Annotated in this window: 13 protein-coding genes and 1 riboswitch; of the genes, 9 read left to right on the top strand and 4 right to left on the bottom strand. The window is 38.5% G+C overall.

Features of this window, described 5'->3' with window-relative positions:
• Positions 1-51: 51 nt before the first annotated feature.
• Together AC1UFB_RS12275 and AC1UFB_RS12270 are read right to left on the bottom strand one after the other, a co-directional pair.
• Positions 52-1,320 (bottom strand): hypothetical protein, encoded by a 1,269-nt coding sequence (locus AC1UFB_RS12275; RefSeq protein WP_144594201.1) that lies wholly within the window; start codon positions 1,318-1,320, stop codon positions 52-54.
• A gap of 86 nt (positions 1,321-1,406) precedes the next feature.
• Positions 1,407-1,913 carry an antibiotic biosynthesis monooxygenase family protein gene (locus AC1UFB_RS12270; protein ID WP_076513310.1) on the bottom strand — a complete coding sequence of 169 codons (507 nt, stop codon included), beginning with the start codon at positions 1,911-1,913 and terminating at the stop codon, positions 1,407-1,409.
• A gap of 196 nt (positions 1,914-2,109) precedes the next feature.
• Here AC1UFB_RS12270 and AC1UFB_RS12265 point away from each other — a divergent pair, with 196 nt between their 5' ends.
• From AC1UFB_RS12265 to AC1UFB_RS12245, 5 genes are all read left to right on the top strand, one after another.
• Complete coding sequence (locus AC1UFB_RS12265) at positions 2,110-4,245, top strand: transglycosylase domain-containing protein (RefSeq protein WP_100348056.1); 2,136 nt, start codon at positions 2,110-2,112, stop codon at positions 4,243-4,245.
• A gap of 192 nt (positions 4,246-4,437) precedes the next feature.
• Entirely contained in the window at positions 4,438-5,481 is a 1,044-nt protein-coding gene (hemE, locus tag AC1UFB_RS12260; RefSeq protein ID WP_025907624.1) for a uroporphyrinogen decarboxylase, read from the top strand.
• Positions 5,482-5,576: 95 nt separating this feature from the next.
• On the top strand, positions 5,577-6,524 hold the full coding sequence (gene hemH, locus AC1UFB_RS12255) for a ferrochelatase (protein WP_328101488.1): 948 nt from the start codon (positions 5,577-5,579) through the stop codon (positions 6,522-6,524).
• Positions 6,525-6,596: 72 nt separating this feature from the next.
• Positions 6,597-8,033: a protoporphyrinogen oxidase gene (gene hemY, locus AC1UFB_RS12250; protein ID WP_328101489.1), complete on the top strand. Its 1,437-nt coding sequence runs from the start codon at positions 6,597-6,599 to the stop codon at positions 8,031-8,033.
• 122 nt (positions 8,034-8,155) lie between these two features.
• Positions 8,156-8,728, top strand: a complete 573-nt coding sequence (locus AC1UFB_RS12245) for a TetR/AcrR family transcriptional regulator (protein ID WP_025907629.1) — start codon at positions 8,156-8,158, stop codon at positions 8,726-8,728.
• Positions 8,729-8,764: 36 nt separating this feature from the next.
• Here AC1UFB_RS12245 and AC1UFB_RS12240 read toward each other — a convergent pair whose 3' ends face one another.
• Positions 8,765-10,909, bottom strand: coding sequence for a peptidoglycan D,D-transpeptidase FtsI family protein (locus tag AC1UFB_RS12240; RefSeq protein WP_328101490.1), 2,145 nt, complete (start codon positions 10,907-10,909; stop codon positions 8,765-8,767).
• A gap of 588 nt (positions 10,910-11,497) precedes the next feature.
• Here AC1UFB_RS12240 and AC1UFB_RS12235 point away from each other — a divergent pair.
• The 4 genes from AC1UFB_RS12235 to AC1UFB_RS12220 all read left to right on the top strand — a co-directional run bounded on the left by AC1UFB_RS12235 (position 11,498) and on the right by AC1UFB_RS12220 (position 16,611).
• Positions 11,498-12,787, top strand: a complete 1,290-nt coding sequence (locus tag AC1UFB_RS12235) for an ABC transporter substrate-binding protein (RefSeq protein ID WP_100348052.1) — start codon at positions 11,498-11,500, stop codon at positions 12,785-12,787.
• A 156-nt stretch (positions 12,788-12,943) separates the two neighbouring features.
• The gene (locus AC1UFB_RS12230; protein WP_100348051.1) at positions 12,944-14,767 is read left to right on the top strand and encodes a sensor histidine kinase; all 1,824 of its coding nucleotides are present in this window, start codon (positions 12,944-12,946) and stop codon (positions 14,765-14,767) included.
• On the top strand, positions 14,748-16,334 hold the full coding sequence (locus tag AC1UFB_RS12225) for a response regulator (protein WP_100348050.1): 1,587 nt from the start codon (positions 14,748-14,750) through the stop codon (positions 16,332-16,334). Before AC1UFB_RS12230 ends, AC1UFB_RS12225 begins: the two co-directional genes overlap by 20 nt.
• A 115-nt stretch (positions 16,335-16,449) precedes the next feature.
• Positions 16,450-16,611, top strand: a complete 162-nt coding sequence (locus AC1UFB_RS12220) for a hypothetical protein (protein WP_156413446.1) — start codon at positions 16,450-16,452, stop codon at positions 16,609-16,611.
• Positions 16,612-16,690: 79 nt separating this feature from the next.
• Here AC1UFB_RS12220 and AC1UFB_RS12215 read toward each other — a convergent pair whose 3' ends face one another.
• Entirely contained in the window at positions 16,691-17,881 is a 1,191-nt protein-coding gene (locus AC1UFB_RS12215) for a NupC/NupG family nucleoside CNT transporter (protein WP_482589339.1), read from the bottom strand.
• A 69-nt stretch (positions 17,882-17,950) separates the two neighbouring features.
• Positions 17,951-18,052, bottom strand: a riboswitch (purine riboswitch).
• Positions 18,053-18,194: the final 142 nt, after the last annotated feature.

Raw genomic sequence — 18,194 nt, 5'->3', positions numbered from 1 at the left:
CACGCTGTGCTTTTTTGTTTTTAGTAAGCAGAAAGACTATATGTATATTATTTATGGTGGAGTACCGCCACCAACCCAGATGCCCGCAACTTGCCCTAAAGCAGTCAGCGTAGCAGTACCGCTGCCAATTGCAGTAGCAAATAGTTGAGAAATGGATCCTACAAGCGAAATTCCTGAAAAGCCGGAGCCATCTAAGCCGGTAATCGCACCGATGGTCATGACGGTCACAGCAGCAATCTGTTCATTTAAAGGAACAACGGAAGAAATGGCTACGCCAAGGTCATTTACAATTCCGTGAGAACCCTTTGGTAAAAAGTCTCCGATAATACTCGTGAATCCCGCGTCACCTAAGTAGAAGAAGGCAGCAATAGGAATGACCGGGCCAAATACTTTAAATCCAAACTGAAATCCTTCAATTAGGTAAGACGTTGTTTTTTCTAACCCTTTGTTTTGGTGTCCGATGATGGAGATAATCATTAAGATAAAAAGCGAAGTGCCTCCAATTAAAGCTGTTGCATCCCCACCTTGCAAGTTAAACGTAAACATTGCCCACACATTTAAGGCAAATAGTATTGGAATTAAAAGTGCAAGGATTCTTTTCAAAACAAGAGGCATCTGCACCTTTTCGGTATTTTCAGCTGCTTCAATAAGAGGAGAAGCTTGAACTGGAAGTGTACCGTTCTTTAAATCTCTCTTTAAAAAGATAAAAGCCGTAACGGTTGTGACAACGCCCATTGTAATCACTAATGGAACGCTTGCTTGAATAACATCTGAAACGGGTAATCCTGCTGCATCTGCAGTGAGCTTTGGTGCTGCTTGAATGACAAAATCCCCAGAAAGAGCAATACCGTGACCAAATAGATTCATGGCCATTGCGACACCAAGCGCTGGTAACCCGGCTCTTAATGCAACAGGTAATAAGACGGCGCCTAACAGTGCAATGGCTGGAGAAGGCCAGAAAAAGAAGGAAATGATCATCATGACAAGTCCAATGACCCAATAAGCGAGAGTAGGTGTCTTAATGAAGCGAGCAAAAGGAGAAATCATCATGTCATTGACGCCCGTTGTAATAAGCGCTTTACTCATGGAAACGATAATTGAAATGATTAAAATAGTAGGCAGCAACTCTGTAATAGCATAGATAAAACTGGAAAACACGCCGCTAATCGATCCTGTTAGAGAAGAAGTAGCAGTGAATGAAAGAAGAAAGATACCGATAATACAAATGATCGTAGTATCCCGTCTAATAATCATGAATCCTAAGATAAGTAAAATAAAAGAGATGTATATCCAATGAAGAGAAACGAGGTCCATTCCCATAAAAAATCCCCCTATAGTTCAGTGTATAGTATCATATGAATGGGTGTTTTCATATGACACTGACCTAGTAGAGAGATTGGGGTATTTTAGTGCATAACATGATAGCTTGTGACGTAAGAAGGTCTTAGAAAAATAGCTGGCTGTTTATCTACTCCTTCTGATGTTCCGCGCTTTTTATGAGCTTGGTTATAGGCTTGAGACGCTTGCCAATCCGTAAAGGCTTTTTCTTCTTCCCAGGCAGTTAAAATAATATAGGTATCGTTGCTTAATGGACGCAAAACGCGAATCGCAGCAAAGCCGGGCTCTTTTTCAATTAAGCGGGCACGTTGATTAAATCTACTTTCAAATAAAGGACGTCCTTCATCTGTAACCGCAATGTTGTTCATCACCACATATTTTCCATCTGCAATCGAGCCTACGTAATCTAGCGCTTCATAATTGTGACCTTCTTTAAATATTGTTTCACCAGTTGTTTCATGTAAAAGGCAGCCTTGGTCGCCTTCTTTATGAAGTAAATACAATTTTTCTTCGGGGTGTTGTTCTTTTAAGTGCTGTAAAAATTCAACAGTTCCATATGTAATAAAGAAATTCATTTTTGAACACTCCTTCTTAATTGGAAAATGCATACATTTTAAAGAGGTTAATCATACTAAAATTATAAAATGTTAAACAAAAAAATACAAAAATAGATGCTCGTCCTTTAAGATGATAGTGACAGGCTCATGCTTTCTTCATATGACCGCCGTACTACATACGCTATTATGCAATGAAAAGAAGAGAGGTGGTAGCATGTACAAACGAGCACTTTATATATTCTCTATCGTAGCGGGTATTTTATTATTTGCTCTGATTGGGTATATTATGATTTTGTTTTTTGGGAGCTATGTAATTGATGAGAAAAAATTCGTCATGAATTCGGCTACAAAGTTGGTTGACCAAAACGGTGATGAGATTACGAAGCTATATGTAGAAAATCGCGATCCGGTTTCAATAGAAGAGGTGCCAAACCATGTGCAAAACGCATTTGTTGCAGTTGAAGATGTCCGTTTTTATGAGCACCACGGCATCGATGTAAAAGCAATTGGGCGAGCGCTATATAAAGATATTTTAGCAGGTAGTAAAGTAGAAGGTGGAAGCACACTGACGCAGCAGTTAGCTAAAAATATTTTTTTGACAAATGATAAGTCATGGCTTCGTAAAACAAAAGAAGTAATGGTAGCCATTAACTTAGAGCAGCGCTATAGTAAACAAAAAATTTTAGAAATGTATTTAAACCAAATTTATTTTGGACACGGTGCTTACGGGATTCAAGCTGCATCTCAACTGTACTTTAACAAAGATGTATCAGAGCTTACCGTAGAAGAAGGAGCTCTTCTAGCTGCACTCCCCAAAGGTCCAAATTCGTATTCTCCTATTCTTCATCCAGAAAAGAGTATTGAACGGCGAAATGTGGTTTTAAACTCGATGCAAAAAGCGGATTTTTTAAGTGCAGAAGAGGTGGTACGACTGCAAGGACGTACGCTTAGTTTAGACGTACAGCAAAAAACGAAAAATCCTGCTTATTTAACCTATATTGATATGGTGATTGAAGAAGCAGCGGAAAAACATCATATTTCAAGCGATGATTTATTAAGAGGCGGATATACGGTAACTGTTCCGATGAACAGGGACTATCAGGAAACAGCTTATGAGTTGTTCCAACAAGCTGCTTATTTTCCAGGAGTGGATGAACAAGCCCAAGGTGCTTTTGTATTAATGAATCATCGTACGGGCGGCGTTTTATCCGTAATGGGTGGACGAGACTACGTTCAAAAAGGATTAAATCGTGTAAAAGTAAAGCGTCAACCAGGTTCAACGATGAAGCCTTTAGCGGTTTATGGACCTGCTTTGCAGGAAAGCCTTTATAAACCGTATTCTCTCTTAAGTGATAAGAAGCAAAACTTTGGGCAATATAAGCCCCAAAATATTAACGGGCAGTATGCAGGAAAAGTTACAATGTATGACGCAATTAAAGACTCCAAGAATATTCCAGCGGTTTGGACCTTAAACAAGCTAGGAATTTCGACTGCAAAAGCCTATTTAACAAAGCTGGACATAGAAACGGAAGACAAGGGTCTATCAATTGCATTAGGAGGATTAACAGAAGGAGTTACGCCTCTTCAGCTAGCATCTGCCTATAGTACGTTTGCTCAAGACGGTGAAAAGAAAGAACCGTACTTTATTTCAGAAATTAAAGACCAAAACGGTGACGTGATTGCCAAGGCAGAGCAGGGTACTACAAACGTATTTTCAAACCAAAACGCATGGTATATGACGAAAATGCTAGAAGCTGTTGTCAAAGATGGAACAGCATCGGTAGGTAAGTACGAAGGAGCGCTGGCTGGGAAGACGGGATCCACTTCTTATGCTGGGGTGAAAGGAGCAACGCGTGATGCTTGGTTTGTTGGCTATACGCCAAGTGTAGTGGGAGCCGTTTGGATGGGATATGATCGTACGGATAACCAGCATTACCTTACAAAAGGTAGCTCTTATCCAAGTCAATTGTTCAAAGATATTCTGACAGAGGCAAAGCAAGAAACAGGTAAAGTATTTAAAAAACCAAAAGGCGTCAAAGATTTACCTGACCCAATCAGGCTGCCAATTATTAACTCGCTCCAGCAAGAGTTAACATTTCAACCATTTGGACTGCTGACGGTTAATCTAACGTGGGAACCTTCAGAAGATAAGCGCGTTGTCTACTATGTTTATGAAAAGCAAGGTAGTGAACGAAACGTAATTGGAAAAGTGAAAGGCAAAGGCTCATATGAAGTAGAACGCATAAATCTATTTAAATCACCAACGTACTACATCGTTCCCTATAATTCGCAAACGAAAGAAGAAGGAATGCCTTCTAATGAGGTAACACCAACATTATTTAGCGATTAAATTGTTATAGTTAGTCGATTTTTTGACATTTTGAGCAGGTGTCTATACAACGGATACAGAAATGAGTATAGTGACAAGTAGAGAAAAGAGATAAACCGCAGTTTTTATCAAACTGCGGTTAGTATTGAGGACAAGTTAGATTAGGAAAAACAAATAGTACTTGAGACGAACAGATAGAGAAAGGTGGAAGCCATGAGTCAACAACTGATGAATGATACATTTTTAAAAGCATGCCGAGGAGAAAAGACGGATCATGTACCAGTTTGGTATATGCGTCAAGCAGGCCGTTCTCAGCCGGAATACCGTGCTTTAAAAGAAAAGTATTCACTGTTTGAAATTACGCATCAGCCTGAATTAGGAGCTTATGTGACGCGCTTACCAGTTGAGCAGTACGGAGTCGATGCAGCTATTTTATATAAAGATATTATGACACCGCTTCCTGCAATTGGAGTGGATGTTGAGATTAAAACAGGTATTGGTCCTGTGATTTCAAACCCAATTCGTTCAATGCAAGATGTTGAAAACTTAGGGTATATTACGCCTGAAGAAGATGTAGCCTATGTATTAGATACAATCAAGCTTTTAACAACGGAGCAGCTGAACGTTCCTTTAATTGGATTTGCTGGTGCACCTTTTACAGTAGCTAGCTATATGATTGAAGGCGGACCTTCTAAAAACTACAATAAGACAAAAGCATTTATGTATACGGAGCCAAAAGCGTGGTTTGCATTAATGGATAAGTTAGCGGATATGACAATTACATATGTAAAGGCACAAATAGATGCTGGAGCAAGAGCTATTCAAATCTTTGATTCATGGGTTGGCGCGTTAAATGTAGCAGACTATCGCTACTTTATTAAACCAGTAATGAATCGCATTTTTACAGAGCTAAAAGAAAAGAATGTGCCGCTTATCATGTTTGGCGTAGGAGCAAGTCACTTAGCAAAAGAATGGCACGACCTTCCGCTAGATGTAGTAGGTCTCGATTGGCGTATGCAAGTTCAAGAAGCACGAGAGCTTGGCCTAACTAAAACGCTACAAGGTAATTTAGATCCAGCAATTTTACTAGCTCCTTGGGAAGTTATTGAAGAACGTGCAAAAACTATCCTTGATCAAGGAATGCAGCAAGACGGCTATATCTTTAACTTAGGACACGGTGTATTTCCACAGGTTAATCCTGAGACGTTAAAAAGGCTTACTGCTTTTATTCATGAATATTCAATAAATAGACAATAAATTGTCAAAAAAAACGGAGCCTTATTTTTTGTCTTTTTATTTTTGTTCGTGAGAAAATGTAGAAACAGACGAATTCTAACAAAGAGGTGTAAATCATGAGTAAAAAAGTCATGGGGTTACTCGTAATGGCTTACGGTACCCCATATAAAGAAGAAGATATTGAAAGATATTACACGCATATTAGAAGAGGAAGAAAGCCATCTGCTGAAGCGCTTGAAGACTTAAAACAGCGCTATGAAGCAATAGGTGGTATTTCACCTTTAGCGAAAATCACCGAAGAGCAAATGCGATGTCTTGAGCAGCATTTAAATGAAATTCAAGATGAAATTGAGTTTAAGGCTTATCTTGGTCTTAAGCACATTGAACCATTTGTTGAAGAAGCAGTAGAACAAATGCATAAAGATGGGATTAAAGAAGCGGTTAGCATTGTGCTTGCTCCACATTTCTCAACGTTCAGTGTGAAATCTTACAATGGTCGTGCAAAAGAAACGGCTGAAAAGCTAGGTGGCCTGGTTATTCATTCAATTGAAAGCTGGTATAAAGAGCCTAAGTTCATTAATTATTGGATCGAGAAAGTTAAACAAACGTTTGATTTAATGTCAGACGATGAAAAACAAAAAGCTGTACTTATCGTGTCAGCTCACAGTCTTCCAGAGAAAATCATTGCAGCTGGAGACCCTTATCCGAAGCAACTACAGGAAACGGCAGACCTTATTGCTGAAGGTGCGGGAGTTAGCAATTACGAAGTTGGCTGGCAAAGTGAAGGAAATACGCCAGATCCGTGGATTGGTCCAGACGTACAGGACTTAACACGTGATTTGTATGAGCATAAAGGATACCGTTCTTTCGTATATACACCTGTAGGATTTATTGCGGATCATCTTGAAGTGTTGTACGATAATGATTATGAATGCAAGGTTGTGACGGATGAATTAGGTGCAAACTACTATCGTCCGGAAATGCCAAATGCTAAGCCAGAATTTATTGATGCATTAGCAACAGTGGTGTTAAAGAAATTAAATAACGAATCTGAAAATCAATAAAAATAGAAGAAGCGAGCTATGACCCTAGCCGCTTCTCTTTCTATTGAATTTTAATGAAAAGGCGATGATTACATGACGGAAGCAAACAAAAAGATTGTTATCATCGGTGGTGGAATAACAGGTCTTTCAGCTGCCTATTATTTACAAAAAGTAATTAAAGAGAAAGGCTTGCCGTATGAATTTCAATTAATTGAAGCAACCCATCGATTAGGAGGGAAAATTCAAACCGTAACCCGTGATGGTTTTACAATTGAAAGAGGTCCCGATTCCTTTTTAGCACGTAAATTACCGGGCTTTAAGCTGGTAAAAGAAGTAGGATTAGGGGATGATCTTGTTCATAACTCAACCGGCCAGTCTTACGTATTGGTGAAAGAAAACCTTCATCCAATGCCAGAAGGTGCCGTAATGGGCGTGCCAACAAAGATTTCTCCTTTTGTGACAACGGGTCTATTTTCTCCGATTGGTAAACTGCGCGCCGCTGCCGATTTTGTTATTCCCAAAACAAAGCAAGAAGGTGACCAATCACTGGGCATGTTTTTTAGAAGACGCTTAGGCGATGAGGTTGTTGAAAACTTAATTGAGCCTTTGCTTTCCGGCATCTATGCAGGAGACATTGACCGTTTAAGCTTAAAATCAACGTTTCCACAGTTTTTACATGCAGAGCAGCGACACCGAAGTTTAATTGTCGGTATGAAGAAGTTTAAAGAACTTCAGCCTAAGCAAGCGGAGGATGCTAATGCAAAAAAGCAAGGTGCTTTTTTAACGTTGAAAAAGGGCCTGCAGTCGCTTGTTGATGCAATTGAAGAGCAGCTTGATCCGTTGGCGGTCGTCAAAGGAGTTAAAGTTGAAAAAGTAAACCGTATGGGTGAACGATATGATTTAACATTGAGCAATGGAAAAGAGATTACTGCCGATGCAGTCATTATCACTTCTCCTCATTTCGCTGCTCAATCGATGTTGTCGCACTATCCAATATTTGAATCACTTCGTGAGATGCCGTCTACTTCTGTTGCTACAGTAGCGATGGCTTTTCCGAAAGAAGCAGTGAAAGAAGATATTAACGGTACCGGATTTGTTGTATCTCGCAACAGCGATTATACAATTACGGCTTGTACGTGGACTCATAAAAAGTGGCCTCATTCCACTCCAGACGGTAAAGTACTACTACGCTGCTATGTGGGAAGAGCAGGAGATGAGGCAATTGTCGATCAGTCCGACGAAGAAATTGTTCAAGTGGTATTAGAGGATTTAAATCGCATTATGCAGATTACGGAAAAACCAGAATTCTATGTGGTGACGCGATGGAAAAAAGCAATGCCTCAATACACGGTTGGACATCAAGAGCGTTTAGAAGAAATCAATCAAGCTATTGAAGAACAGCTGAAAGGTTTATATCTAGCGGGAAGCTCTTATGAAGGACTTGGGTTACCAGACTGCATCGAACAAGGTGAGAATGCAGCGAAGCAAGTCTTGAAATATTTTCAAGCAGAAAAAGCGGAGCAGAAGTAAACCTGCTTCGCTTTTTCTGTAAAAATTCTCATGGAGTTGCGTCGGCTGACAGGTTTATGCTATAGTTACAACGTACGAATTGACCATAATGTTCATTTGGTCAAAAAAGAGGGGTGTATCAATTGGCAATTGATCGAAAGCAATCGGTGCTAGACGCAGCGTCAAAATCGTTTTCACTGTTTGGCTATAAGGCAACGACAATGGACCAAGTCGCTAAAATGGCGAATGTTGGAAAAGGAACTATCTATACATTTTTTAAAAACAAAGAAGAGCTTTTTGATGAAATTGTGTCTAGAATGATTCGAGATATGCTGCAACAAGCAGAGTCAGCAATCTCTTCTGAGCGCACGTTTTTTGAAAATGCTCAAGCTGCTATTTATCGCATGCTCCAATTTCGAACAGAGCATCAGCTTATGCTCAAGCTCGTTCAGGAACAGGAAATGGGTACGTCAGCTGTAAAAGACGTGTTGGTACAGGTTGAAAACGAAATTTTGACGTATATAAAAAATAGAATTGAAGCAGCCATTGCAAAAGGTGAAATTCAAAACTGTGACCCAGAAGTGACGGCGTTTTTACTCGTGAAAATGTACATTGCGTTAGTTTATGATTGGGAAAAACAGCATAAGCCGCTATCTGAGCAGCAAATTGGTGAACTAATTGAACTGTACTTTTTGAGAGGGTTATTTACTAAATAAACAAAAGCCGGACTTCATTGAAGTCCGGCTTTTTCGTTAATCATTTGTTTGGTTATGTTCTTCTTGTTGCTTTTCTTTCTCACCTAGCTCTTGTTCACCTTTCTTCTTTAAGTCGAAGTAAGCGCGTAGAGCCGCTTGACCTAACTGTCTATTTAACGCATGTCCAGGGCCTTTTACGTAAGAAGATGGTACAACAACCGCCATTGCAACCTCTGGATTATCGTAAGGTGCGTAGGCAATTAAGTTAGAGTTACGAACGGCTACCCCTTGGTTGTAAGTCTCAGCTGTTCCTGTTTTGCCGGCAGGCTTATAGGGCTCTGAACTAAACTCATTTTTTGCAGTTCCGTTTGTCATTACGCGGCGGAATCCAGCTTTCACAGCATTGATTTCTTCTTGGCTCATCGTAATTCGGTTTAATACTTCCGGCTCAACGGATTTTTGTACACTGCCTTTAAGCTCCGTATCAAGTTCAGGCTCACGAATTTCCTTCACAAGCTGAGGCTTTAACCGGTAGCCGTTGTTGGCGATAGTAGCTGTATACTGAACGAGCTGTAGAGGCGTATACGTGTCATACTGACCAATTGCCAAATCGAGCGCTTTACCAGGTAAAGAATAGTCACTTCCAATCATCCCTGTAGTTTCGTTGTCTAGCTCAATACCTGTTGAGACGCCTAGACCAAACTGGCTGTAGTATGAACGAAGCTGATCCCACGTTTTTCGAGGAATATTAAGACCACCATGCGGTACATAGTTTTCACCAGCCATGCTTAAAACGGTTTTATACATGTATACGTTAGAAGACTGTTCTAACGCGCGACCGATGCCAGCAGATCCAATCGGGTGAGAAGACTGCTTCTTGCCACCGCCTTTAAAGTACATCGGTGAGTCATAAAATACAGTGCCTAAGTTAATAGCTCCTGAATCCAATCCGGCTAAAATGGTTGCACCTTTAACGGTTGACCCCATTTCATAAGAGGTAGTAATATTACCGAGCGCAAAGTCTTTTACTTCTAATTTGCTACTTTTGTCATTGTAAACAAGCTGCTTCCCGCCCATAGCTAAAATTTCACCAGTATGTGGATCCATCATAATAATAAATGCACGATCTAATTTGCTAGTTCCAGGTTTGGCTGCTTTTGCATTTAGCAATCCGTTAGTCAGAATTTCTTCAATTTGTTTTTGAAGCTCCATATCAATGGTTAAGACTAAGTCGCTACCACGTTGACCTTCCGATACAATTTTTTCTTCTAAAATGTTTCCAGAGCGGTCAGTTACGTGCTGAATGCGGGCTTTTTGTCCACGCAGTACGTTTTCATACTGCTTTTCTAAGTAACTTTTTCCGACGCGATCATTTCGGCTATAGCCGTGTGATAAGTAGTATTGTAAATTCTCACGCGGCAGTCCTTCATCAGCGGACGTAATGTTACCGAGTAGCGTACTTAAGAGACTGTCATATGTATACATACGGTCCCAATAGGTTGTCACATCAACGCCAGGTAAAGTAGAGAGCTGTTCGCTAATAACGGCCATTTCTTGGTCGTTTAATCCACTTTTTATAATTTGAGGCGTTAACTCATAGCCAGTTTCCATTTTACTTTTAATCGCGATGACTTCTAAATCATCTTTTAAGGTATTGAGTTCTTTCTTAGTGATGCGCTTTAGCTGTAGAGGATAAAGGTCTTCTTCTTTCAATTTTCCTTGTTCTACTTTCTTCAAGTCGCTATCCGTAATCTTTTTCTTTGCTTCTTCTGGATTTGTTGCAATCCAATAGTCTTTCAAGTCACGCTCAGTGAGCTTAACGATATTTTTATCATCGCTTTTTTGGTCCTCATCGCCAAACACATTTGTTGTGACAGGAAGATCAATTATTTTAGCTAATGATTTTGCAATCTTTAGCTTTTCTTCTTGTTTTACGCCTTTTAAGCGGGTGTAAGTAACCGCGTTTAAAGGTTTATTGTCCACGATAACACGATCGTATCGGTCGAGCATCTTTCCTCTTGGTACAGGCGTATTAACCGTGACGTCCTCGGTTTTTTCGACTTCGCGTTTATAGCTTTCACCATGAACGATTTGGACGATTCCAAGGCGCAAAATGAGAACAGAAAATAGGATAAATACAATAAAGAATAATATATTGATGCGTAAAGAGACATGATTTCTTTTTCTTTTCTTTTGTTTCATATAAACACCTTCACTTATTGAAAATAGAGCTATCAATCTACTATCTTACATCTTAACATAATTATGTCTAAATTTGTTATTAGGTGGAATAGTTCTAAGAAATTAATCGCATCCAATTTTTCGCATTATCACAATCTGGGAAAAAAGGTTTGGGTTATTAGTCGTTTGAAATAGAGTTGGAGAGTGAAGAGCGCACGCAATGAGTAGTGATTTTCACTTAGGATTGTTCGATTTCCACGGGGCTAGTGTTGAACTTCCTCGTCACTGCGTTCTTGCGGAATTTCAATCTGTCTCGCTAATCCCGCAGGAGTCTCACATCCTTCGTTCCAATCACAGGCTTCTTGAGTAGGAAGAAACCCTTTTACTTGTTAGGTTTGGAGTAGAGAAGGAACGCGCAACGAGTCTTGATTTTTCTTCAAATTGCTTGTTTTCCATTGATAGAAGAGTTAGAGAATATGGCCAACAGTTCTTGTGACTTGAACAGGTCATCAATATTTTCCACTCTTTTGTTCAATATTGTCTCCTATTCAAATTACCTATAATCGTTACAATGGAATTAGGGTCCTGACAATCAAGGGGGTATATAAAATGAAAATGAAAAGGCTTACATTGTTATCTGGGGTATTAGCTTCATCATTGTTATTTGCAACTGCATGCTCGAATTCTGGTTCAGAGTCAACAACAAAATCAAGCGGTGGTTCAGGGGACGAAGTTGTAATTGATATGTTCCAGTTTAAAGTGGAAATTGCTGAACAGTTAAAAGAAGTAACGGATGCATATACAAAAGAAAACCCAAACGTTACGTTTAATATTCAGACAGTTGGCGGAGGCGCAGATTATAGTGCAGCTTTAAAAGCGCAGTTTGCTTCTGGTAACGAGCCAGACTTGTTTAATAACGGCGGGTTCCAAGAAGCACAAACATGGCTAGAAAAGCTAGAAGACCTTTCTGATCAACCTTGGGTTGATGATTTGTATGACGTTGCAAAAGAACCAATGACAGTTGATGGAAAGATTTATGGTCAGCCTTTAAACCTTGAAGGATATGGTTTTATTTACAATAAAGATTTATTCAAAAAAGCTGGTATAAAAGAGTTGCCAACTACATTACCAGAGTTAGAAGCAGCGTCTAAGCAGCTAAAAGCAAAAGGAATTACGCCATTTTCAAATGGATACGGTGAGTGGTGGGTATTAGGAAATCACCTGTTTAATATTCCGGTAGCTCAGCAGGATGATCCTGATGCTTTCATTAAAGGGTTAAATGAGGGTACTGCAAAGTTTGAAGGTAACGAAACGTTTAAGCAATTTATGGATTTATTTGACTTAACGCTAAAATATGGAAATGATAATCCGTTAACAACGGATTATAATACGCAAGTAACGCAGTTTGCTGCGGGCGAAACAGCGATGATGCAGCAAGGAAACTGGACTGTAAACATGATTACAAAAATCAATCCAGATATGGAAATGGGCTTTATCCCAATGCCAATTAGCGACGATAAAGAGAAAAATGATAAGTTAGCAGTTGGTGTACCAAATAACTGGGTAGTTAATAAGAACGCTCCAGAAGCTGATAAAGAAGAAGCAAAAAAATTCTTAAACTGGCTGGTAACATCTGAAACAGGCCAAAAATTCTTAGTAGAAGAATTTAAGTTTATCCCAGCATTTAAGAGCATTGATGGAAAAGGAATCGATTCTTTATCAGACGATATCTTAAAATACTCTGATGAAGGCAAAACATTATCATGGAACTGGTTTAAGTATCCAGAGGGCGCTGTACAAGAAATTGGAGCAGCAATGCAGTCTTATGCAGGAGATCAAATTTCAGAAGATGAGTTCTTGAAAAAGTTAGATGAAATTTGGGCGAAAATGAAAAAATAAATGTAAAATGGAAGCTTTCTGTATGGTATAGGATAGACATATAGAAGGCTTCTTTGTGATGAAGCTGTAAAAAAAAAGTAGATTGAAAGCGCTTTTATTGTATAATGATAGCAATGCAATATAATTTATCGAATAGTAAGAAGAAGGAGGGGTGTGATGAAGGGGTGGAGCATTCGCAAAAAGCTTATTTTGTTTTTACTCATTGCGACTGTTGTACCGTTTATTATCTCAAACGTGTTCACCTATCAATATACAAAAGAAACTGTGAAAAACCGCTTTATTTCGACGAACTACCAAGTAGTCAAAAGCGGTAGTGAGGATCTGAGCACATACTTGCAGGAAATTTCTGATATTACACCGCGTTTATACGGCTATTATCCATTTATTAAAGTATTACAAGAAGGTGTAAATAATGATTTAGGGGCAAGTCAATTAGAAGTGCGAAGAACGCTATCTTATTTATTTAATACGCGACCAGAAATTAGGCAGCTTCATTTATATATTGAAAATGGACAAGATTCTTATACGGTATACAATTCTAAAATTAGCAGTCGGAAAAAGTATGAAGATATTTATTCACATTCTTATTATGCCAGGTTAAAAGAAAAACAGCAGTTTCTATCAATTGAACCTACTCATAAAGTATACAGCTACAACAATTTATCGACCATTTTAGACTCTGATCCGAAGCAAGTCATTAGCTTTCATCACATGATCAATGAAGTACCTTCTAACAACTTGTTAGGCTTTCTGTCAATAGACATTGACTTGTCTAAAATTAAATCTACTTCGGATAGCTTATACAATAAAGAAGAAGAAGACTTTTATTTAATTAATGATGATGGGATGATCATGTATTCATCAAATCAAAAAGCAATTGGAACAACACAAAAATATAAGTGGATTCACCAATTGAAAAACAAGGAATCTCATAGCGTAGAATGGGAAGATTCAAAGTTTTCTGGAGTACTAGTTTATGACAAACTAGCAGCTCCATTTGATGGATGGCATATCGTAAAGCGAATTCCTTATAGTGTTTTATATGAAGATGCAAGGAGAACCGCTCTAATAAATGTTTTAATTGGATTACCGTTTTTATTAATGATTATTATTGCTACATTGATTGTATCAGTACGATTTACAGAGCCGATTCGAATTTTAATTCAAAATATGAAAGAAGTTGAGAAAGGCTCCTTTGTGGTTCGGTTTAAAACATTAGGAAACGATGAATTTGGTATGTTAGGTCAGCATTTTAAATCCATGGTCGAAACGATTAATGATTTAATTAAGCGAAAGTACCGCTTGGAAATTGAAAATAAATCAACGCAGCTCAAAGTGTTACAGTCCCAAGTGAATCCTCACTTTTTATACAATGCATTTCAATCGATTGGCACGCTTGCATTGAAACATAAAGCGGTCGAAGTCTATAAGCTATTAACGCTTCTTTCAAATATGATGAGGTACAGTATGAATATGAAAGAAGATATTGTAACTCTTACTGAGGAAGTGAATCATGCTGAAGCATTTTTAGCCTTGCAAAAACAACGCTTTGGCTCTAAGTTTTCGTATGAATTTCAGATTGACGAAAGGTTAAAGAGGACATTGGTTCCAAAGATGATTTTACAGCCGCTTGTAGAGAATTCGTTTAAGCACGGATTTGAAACAAGAGTAGGAGATGGAAAGCTAACGATTTCAGCGTCTTTAATAAAAGAAAGCTTTATTCAAATTTGCGTAAGAGACAATGGAAAAGGAATGAATGACAAAGCATTAGCATCCTTACATGAAAGCTTAGCGATGTCTAATCAGCATACAGTAGAGCATATAGGCTTGCAAAATATTGCAGACCGCTTATTGATCTACTATGAAAATGCAGCAAAAATGGAAGTTGAAAGTAAAGAAAATGAATATTTTACAGTAACAATGATTTTACCACTTGAGCTAAACAAAGGAGATGATCATAATGAAAGTCCTGATTGTTGATGATGAAGAACACGTTCGTGAAGGAATTAAACTCTTAGGCGACTGGGACACGCATCACATTGAAAGCATTATTGAAGCTGAAAACGGTGAGCAAGCGATTGCGCTTATAAGAGAACAAAAACCACAAATCGTTTTTACAGACATGAAGATGCCGAATATGGGTGGGATTGCCCTGTTGGAATGGATGAAAGAACATACTCCTCATACGAAAACCATTGTTGTAACGGGTTATGATGATTACCATTACATGAGGAAAGCCATTCACTTTGGGTCAACCGACTACATTTTAAAGCCTGTCGACCCTTCAATCTTAAATGACACGTTAACTAGAGCAGTTAATGAATGGCATAAAGAAGAGAACGAGCGCAAACAGCATAATAACAGCTATCAGTTAATTAATGAGATGAAGCCTATGTACCGAGACCGTAAGCTGACACAAATTATTAATAACTATGTGCTGCAGGATGCGGTGTATGAAGAGCTTGGCTTTCACTCAAACAGTGAGTATGAAGTAGCTATTATTCGAGTTGACGAAGCGACAATCCAAGCATTTGGTGGAGATCGTGACTTAGCTTATTTTTCAATTTTAAACGTGGCTAATGAGCTTTTAGTTGAAAAGGAGAATGGGGTCGCTTTTCGTTATTTATCGCAAAAGGGCGAAATTGTAATGATTTTCTGGGACCATTTCTCTGAAATCAAGCAGCTTTTGAACAAGCTACACAAAGAGATTTTCTTAGCATTCAACGTATGTTGTCCACTTGCTAAGGGGCGTCATGTTGAATCCGTTTCAGTATTGCTAGAATCCTATCAAACAGCAAAAGATGCTTTGTTAGCGAGCAACGTGCTAGCTGACAGTTGCGTTGAGTTCTATGAGAGTGCGGGTAGTTTAAAGAGAGGTAGTGTATTGTTAAATTTGATGGACTACAATACAAAGATTGTAGAAGGAATGCAAATAGGCAAAATAGATGCATTTACAACGATTTTTGATGAAGTGAAGAATGCTGTGAAGCAGGCCAATTATTTATCTTTAAAGGAGTTGTTGCATATTGAAAAAGAGTATCAGCTTCTTAGTGAACACTGGTTAAAAAAATACGAGATTTCATACAATGCGCAAAGTCACTATGAGAAGGCGCTGGCCGCTTTTTTTGATGTGAAAGGCAGATTTGACTTCGATAGATATATGAATCGAAAGCAAAGAGAGATTGTACGCTTTTTAAATATTGTGAAGCGAGATAAGCAAAAAAACAACCGCGATATTATTTATGAAATTGAGCAGTTTTTACAGATGAATTATGATCGAGACGTTAAGCTTCAGGAAATTGCAGACCGCTTCTATTTAAGCAGAGAGTACATTTCAAGAAAGTTCAAACAAGAATTTCAGGAAAACATTTCTGACTATATTGTAAAAGTTCGAATGAGCAAAGCAAAGTCCTTATTAAAAAATGAGCAGCTGAAAATCTATGAAGTAGCAAATATGATTGGGTATCAAGATGATAAATACTTTCGCAAAGTGTTTAAAAAATTAGAAGGATTAACTCCAAATGAATACCGCCAACTATCCGTTTAAAAAAAGAGGCTGGGACATAAGTAATTCAGCCAATGATAAACCTGAACGATTGAGAGTTTCTCACTTTTAATCGTTCAGGTTTTTTGTTGATTGTGAAAACAATGTTGGAAACAGGGTGGAATGGAGCGTAGGACACTCGACTCCTGCGGGAAAGAGAGGGAAAACTGAGATCCCGCAGCGCAGCGAGGAAGCTCAGGTTCCTCCCCGCGGAAAGCGAGTGACCGTAGCGCAATGGAACGAACGTGTTCAGACAAACCAAAGAGATTGGAACAGCTAGTGTTCGTCTCTTAGAAGCAATCATTTTGTTATGTCCCAAACTCCTTTTTTTAGTATGACGTCTGTCGTCAGACTTCTATTTACATAAATACACCGACAAGAATAGCCGTAATGAAGCTTGCTAATGTTCCACCAATGATTGCGCGCAAGCTGAGTTTCGAAACTTCTTTTCGTCTAGAAGGGGCTAAAGAACCTAAGTCGATAATAAGCTGTCCAATTGATGAAAAGTTCGCAAAGTTACATAAAGCAATTGAAAGAACTGCTACGGTCTTTGGCGATAGCTCATCCATCACTTCAGTTAAGCTTAAATACGCAACAAATTCGTTAGCGGCAAGCTTCGTTCCGATAATAGAAGCAGCTTGTAAAGCATCTGAGAAAGGAATACCAATAATAATAGCAAAAGGATAAAATAAATAGCTGAAAATGGTTGCTAAATCTATGTTTACAAGGCCTAGTGCCCCGTCAACCAACGCAAGAATACTAATGAAAGCAATTAAAAGACCACCGATATTTAAAGCTAGCATTACACCGCTTGCTGTTCCGTCTGCCATCGCTTCAAACACATTTGCATGATTGCTTTTTTCCATTGCTACATTTTCTTTTGTTTGAGACTCTTCTGTTTCTGGTAACATAACTTTTGCAATAATAATTGAAACAAGAGGTACGCTAAAGACAGCGATGAGCAAATATTTCATATCAATTCCCATTAAAGAGTACCCAACAAGAATTGCACCACTGGCAGAAGCTGTTCCTCCTACCATAACAGCAAAAAGCTCAGATCTTGTAAGCCTGTCAAGGTAAGGTTTTACGAGTAAAGGAGCTTCAGCAAGCCCTAAAAATGAGTTTCCAACCGCATTAAACGTTTCAACTTGCGTAGTGCCAAGAGCTTTTCCTAAGATAATTCCGACAATGCGGACAAAAAAAGGAATGATTCGTAAATAGTAAAGTGCAGACACTAAAGCTGAAATGAAGATAATAACGGTTAGTACGTTAATGGCAAAAACAGAAGTAATATTGGTGTTTTCAAAAAAACCACCGAACACAAACTGAACACCTTCATTGCTATAATTAATAACTTTTTGAATACCTAATGCCATTTTTTCAAGAAAAGTTTGACCTAGAGGTACTTTAAGAACAAAAAGTACAAATAAAATTTCGAGTGAAAGACCTACGAGAACCGTACGCCAAGGAAAAATTTTTCGATTTGTACTTAAAAGCCAGCTGACAAACAAAATTGCTACAAGTGATAGTAGACCGATAAGATAAGACATGATGGAATCCTCCTATAAAAAAACTGCTTCCTCCAAGCTATAGGAGAAAGCAGCAGTAAGTCTTACCTCATACGTACCGCTTTCCCTTATAGTCTAACAATTTACGGTTGTTAGGTAGAAACTTGCGATCCATATTATCGCGATTATACAAAGGAAGCGTATAAAAATGTGTTTTCATTCTATCAATATGACTATTGTATGACAACATTAAATTAATGTATTTTAAGAAGTTTATATATTATAACCTGAATTATTCATAGTTTTTCTAAAATAGGCTGATATGACTTATTTCATACACTTTTTTTGAATTTGA

It is taken from the genome of Priestia sp. KCTC 13724, assembly GCF_056820425.1.
This window is presented reverse-complemented; position numbering and strand designations above follow the sequence as displayed.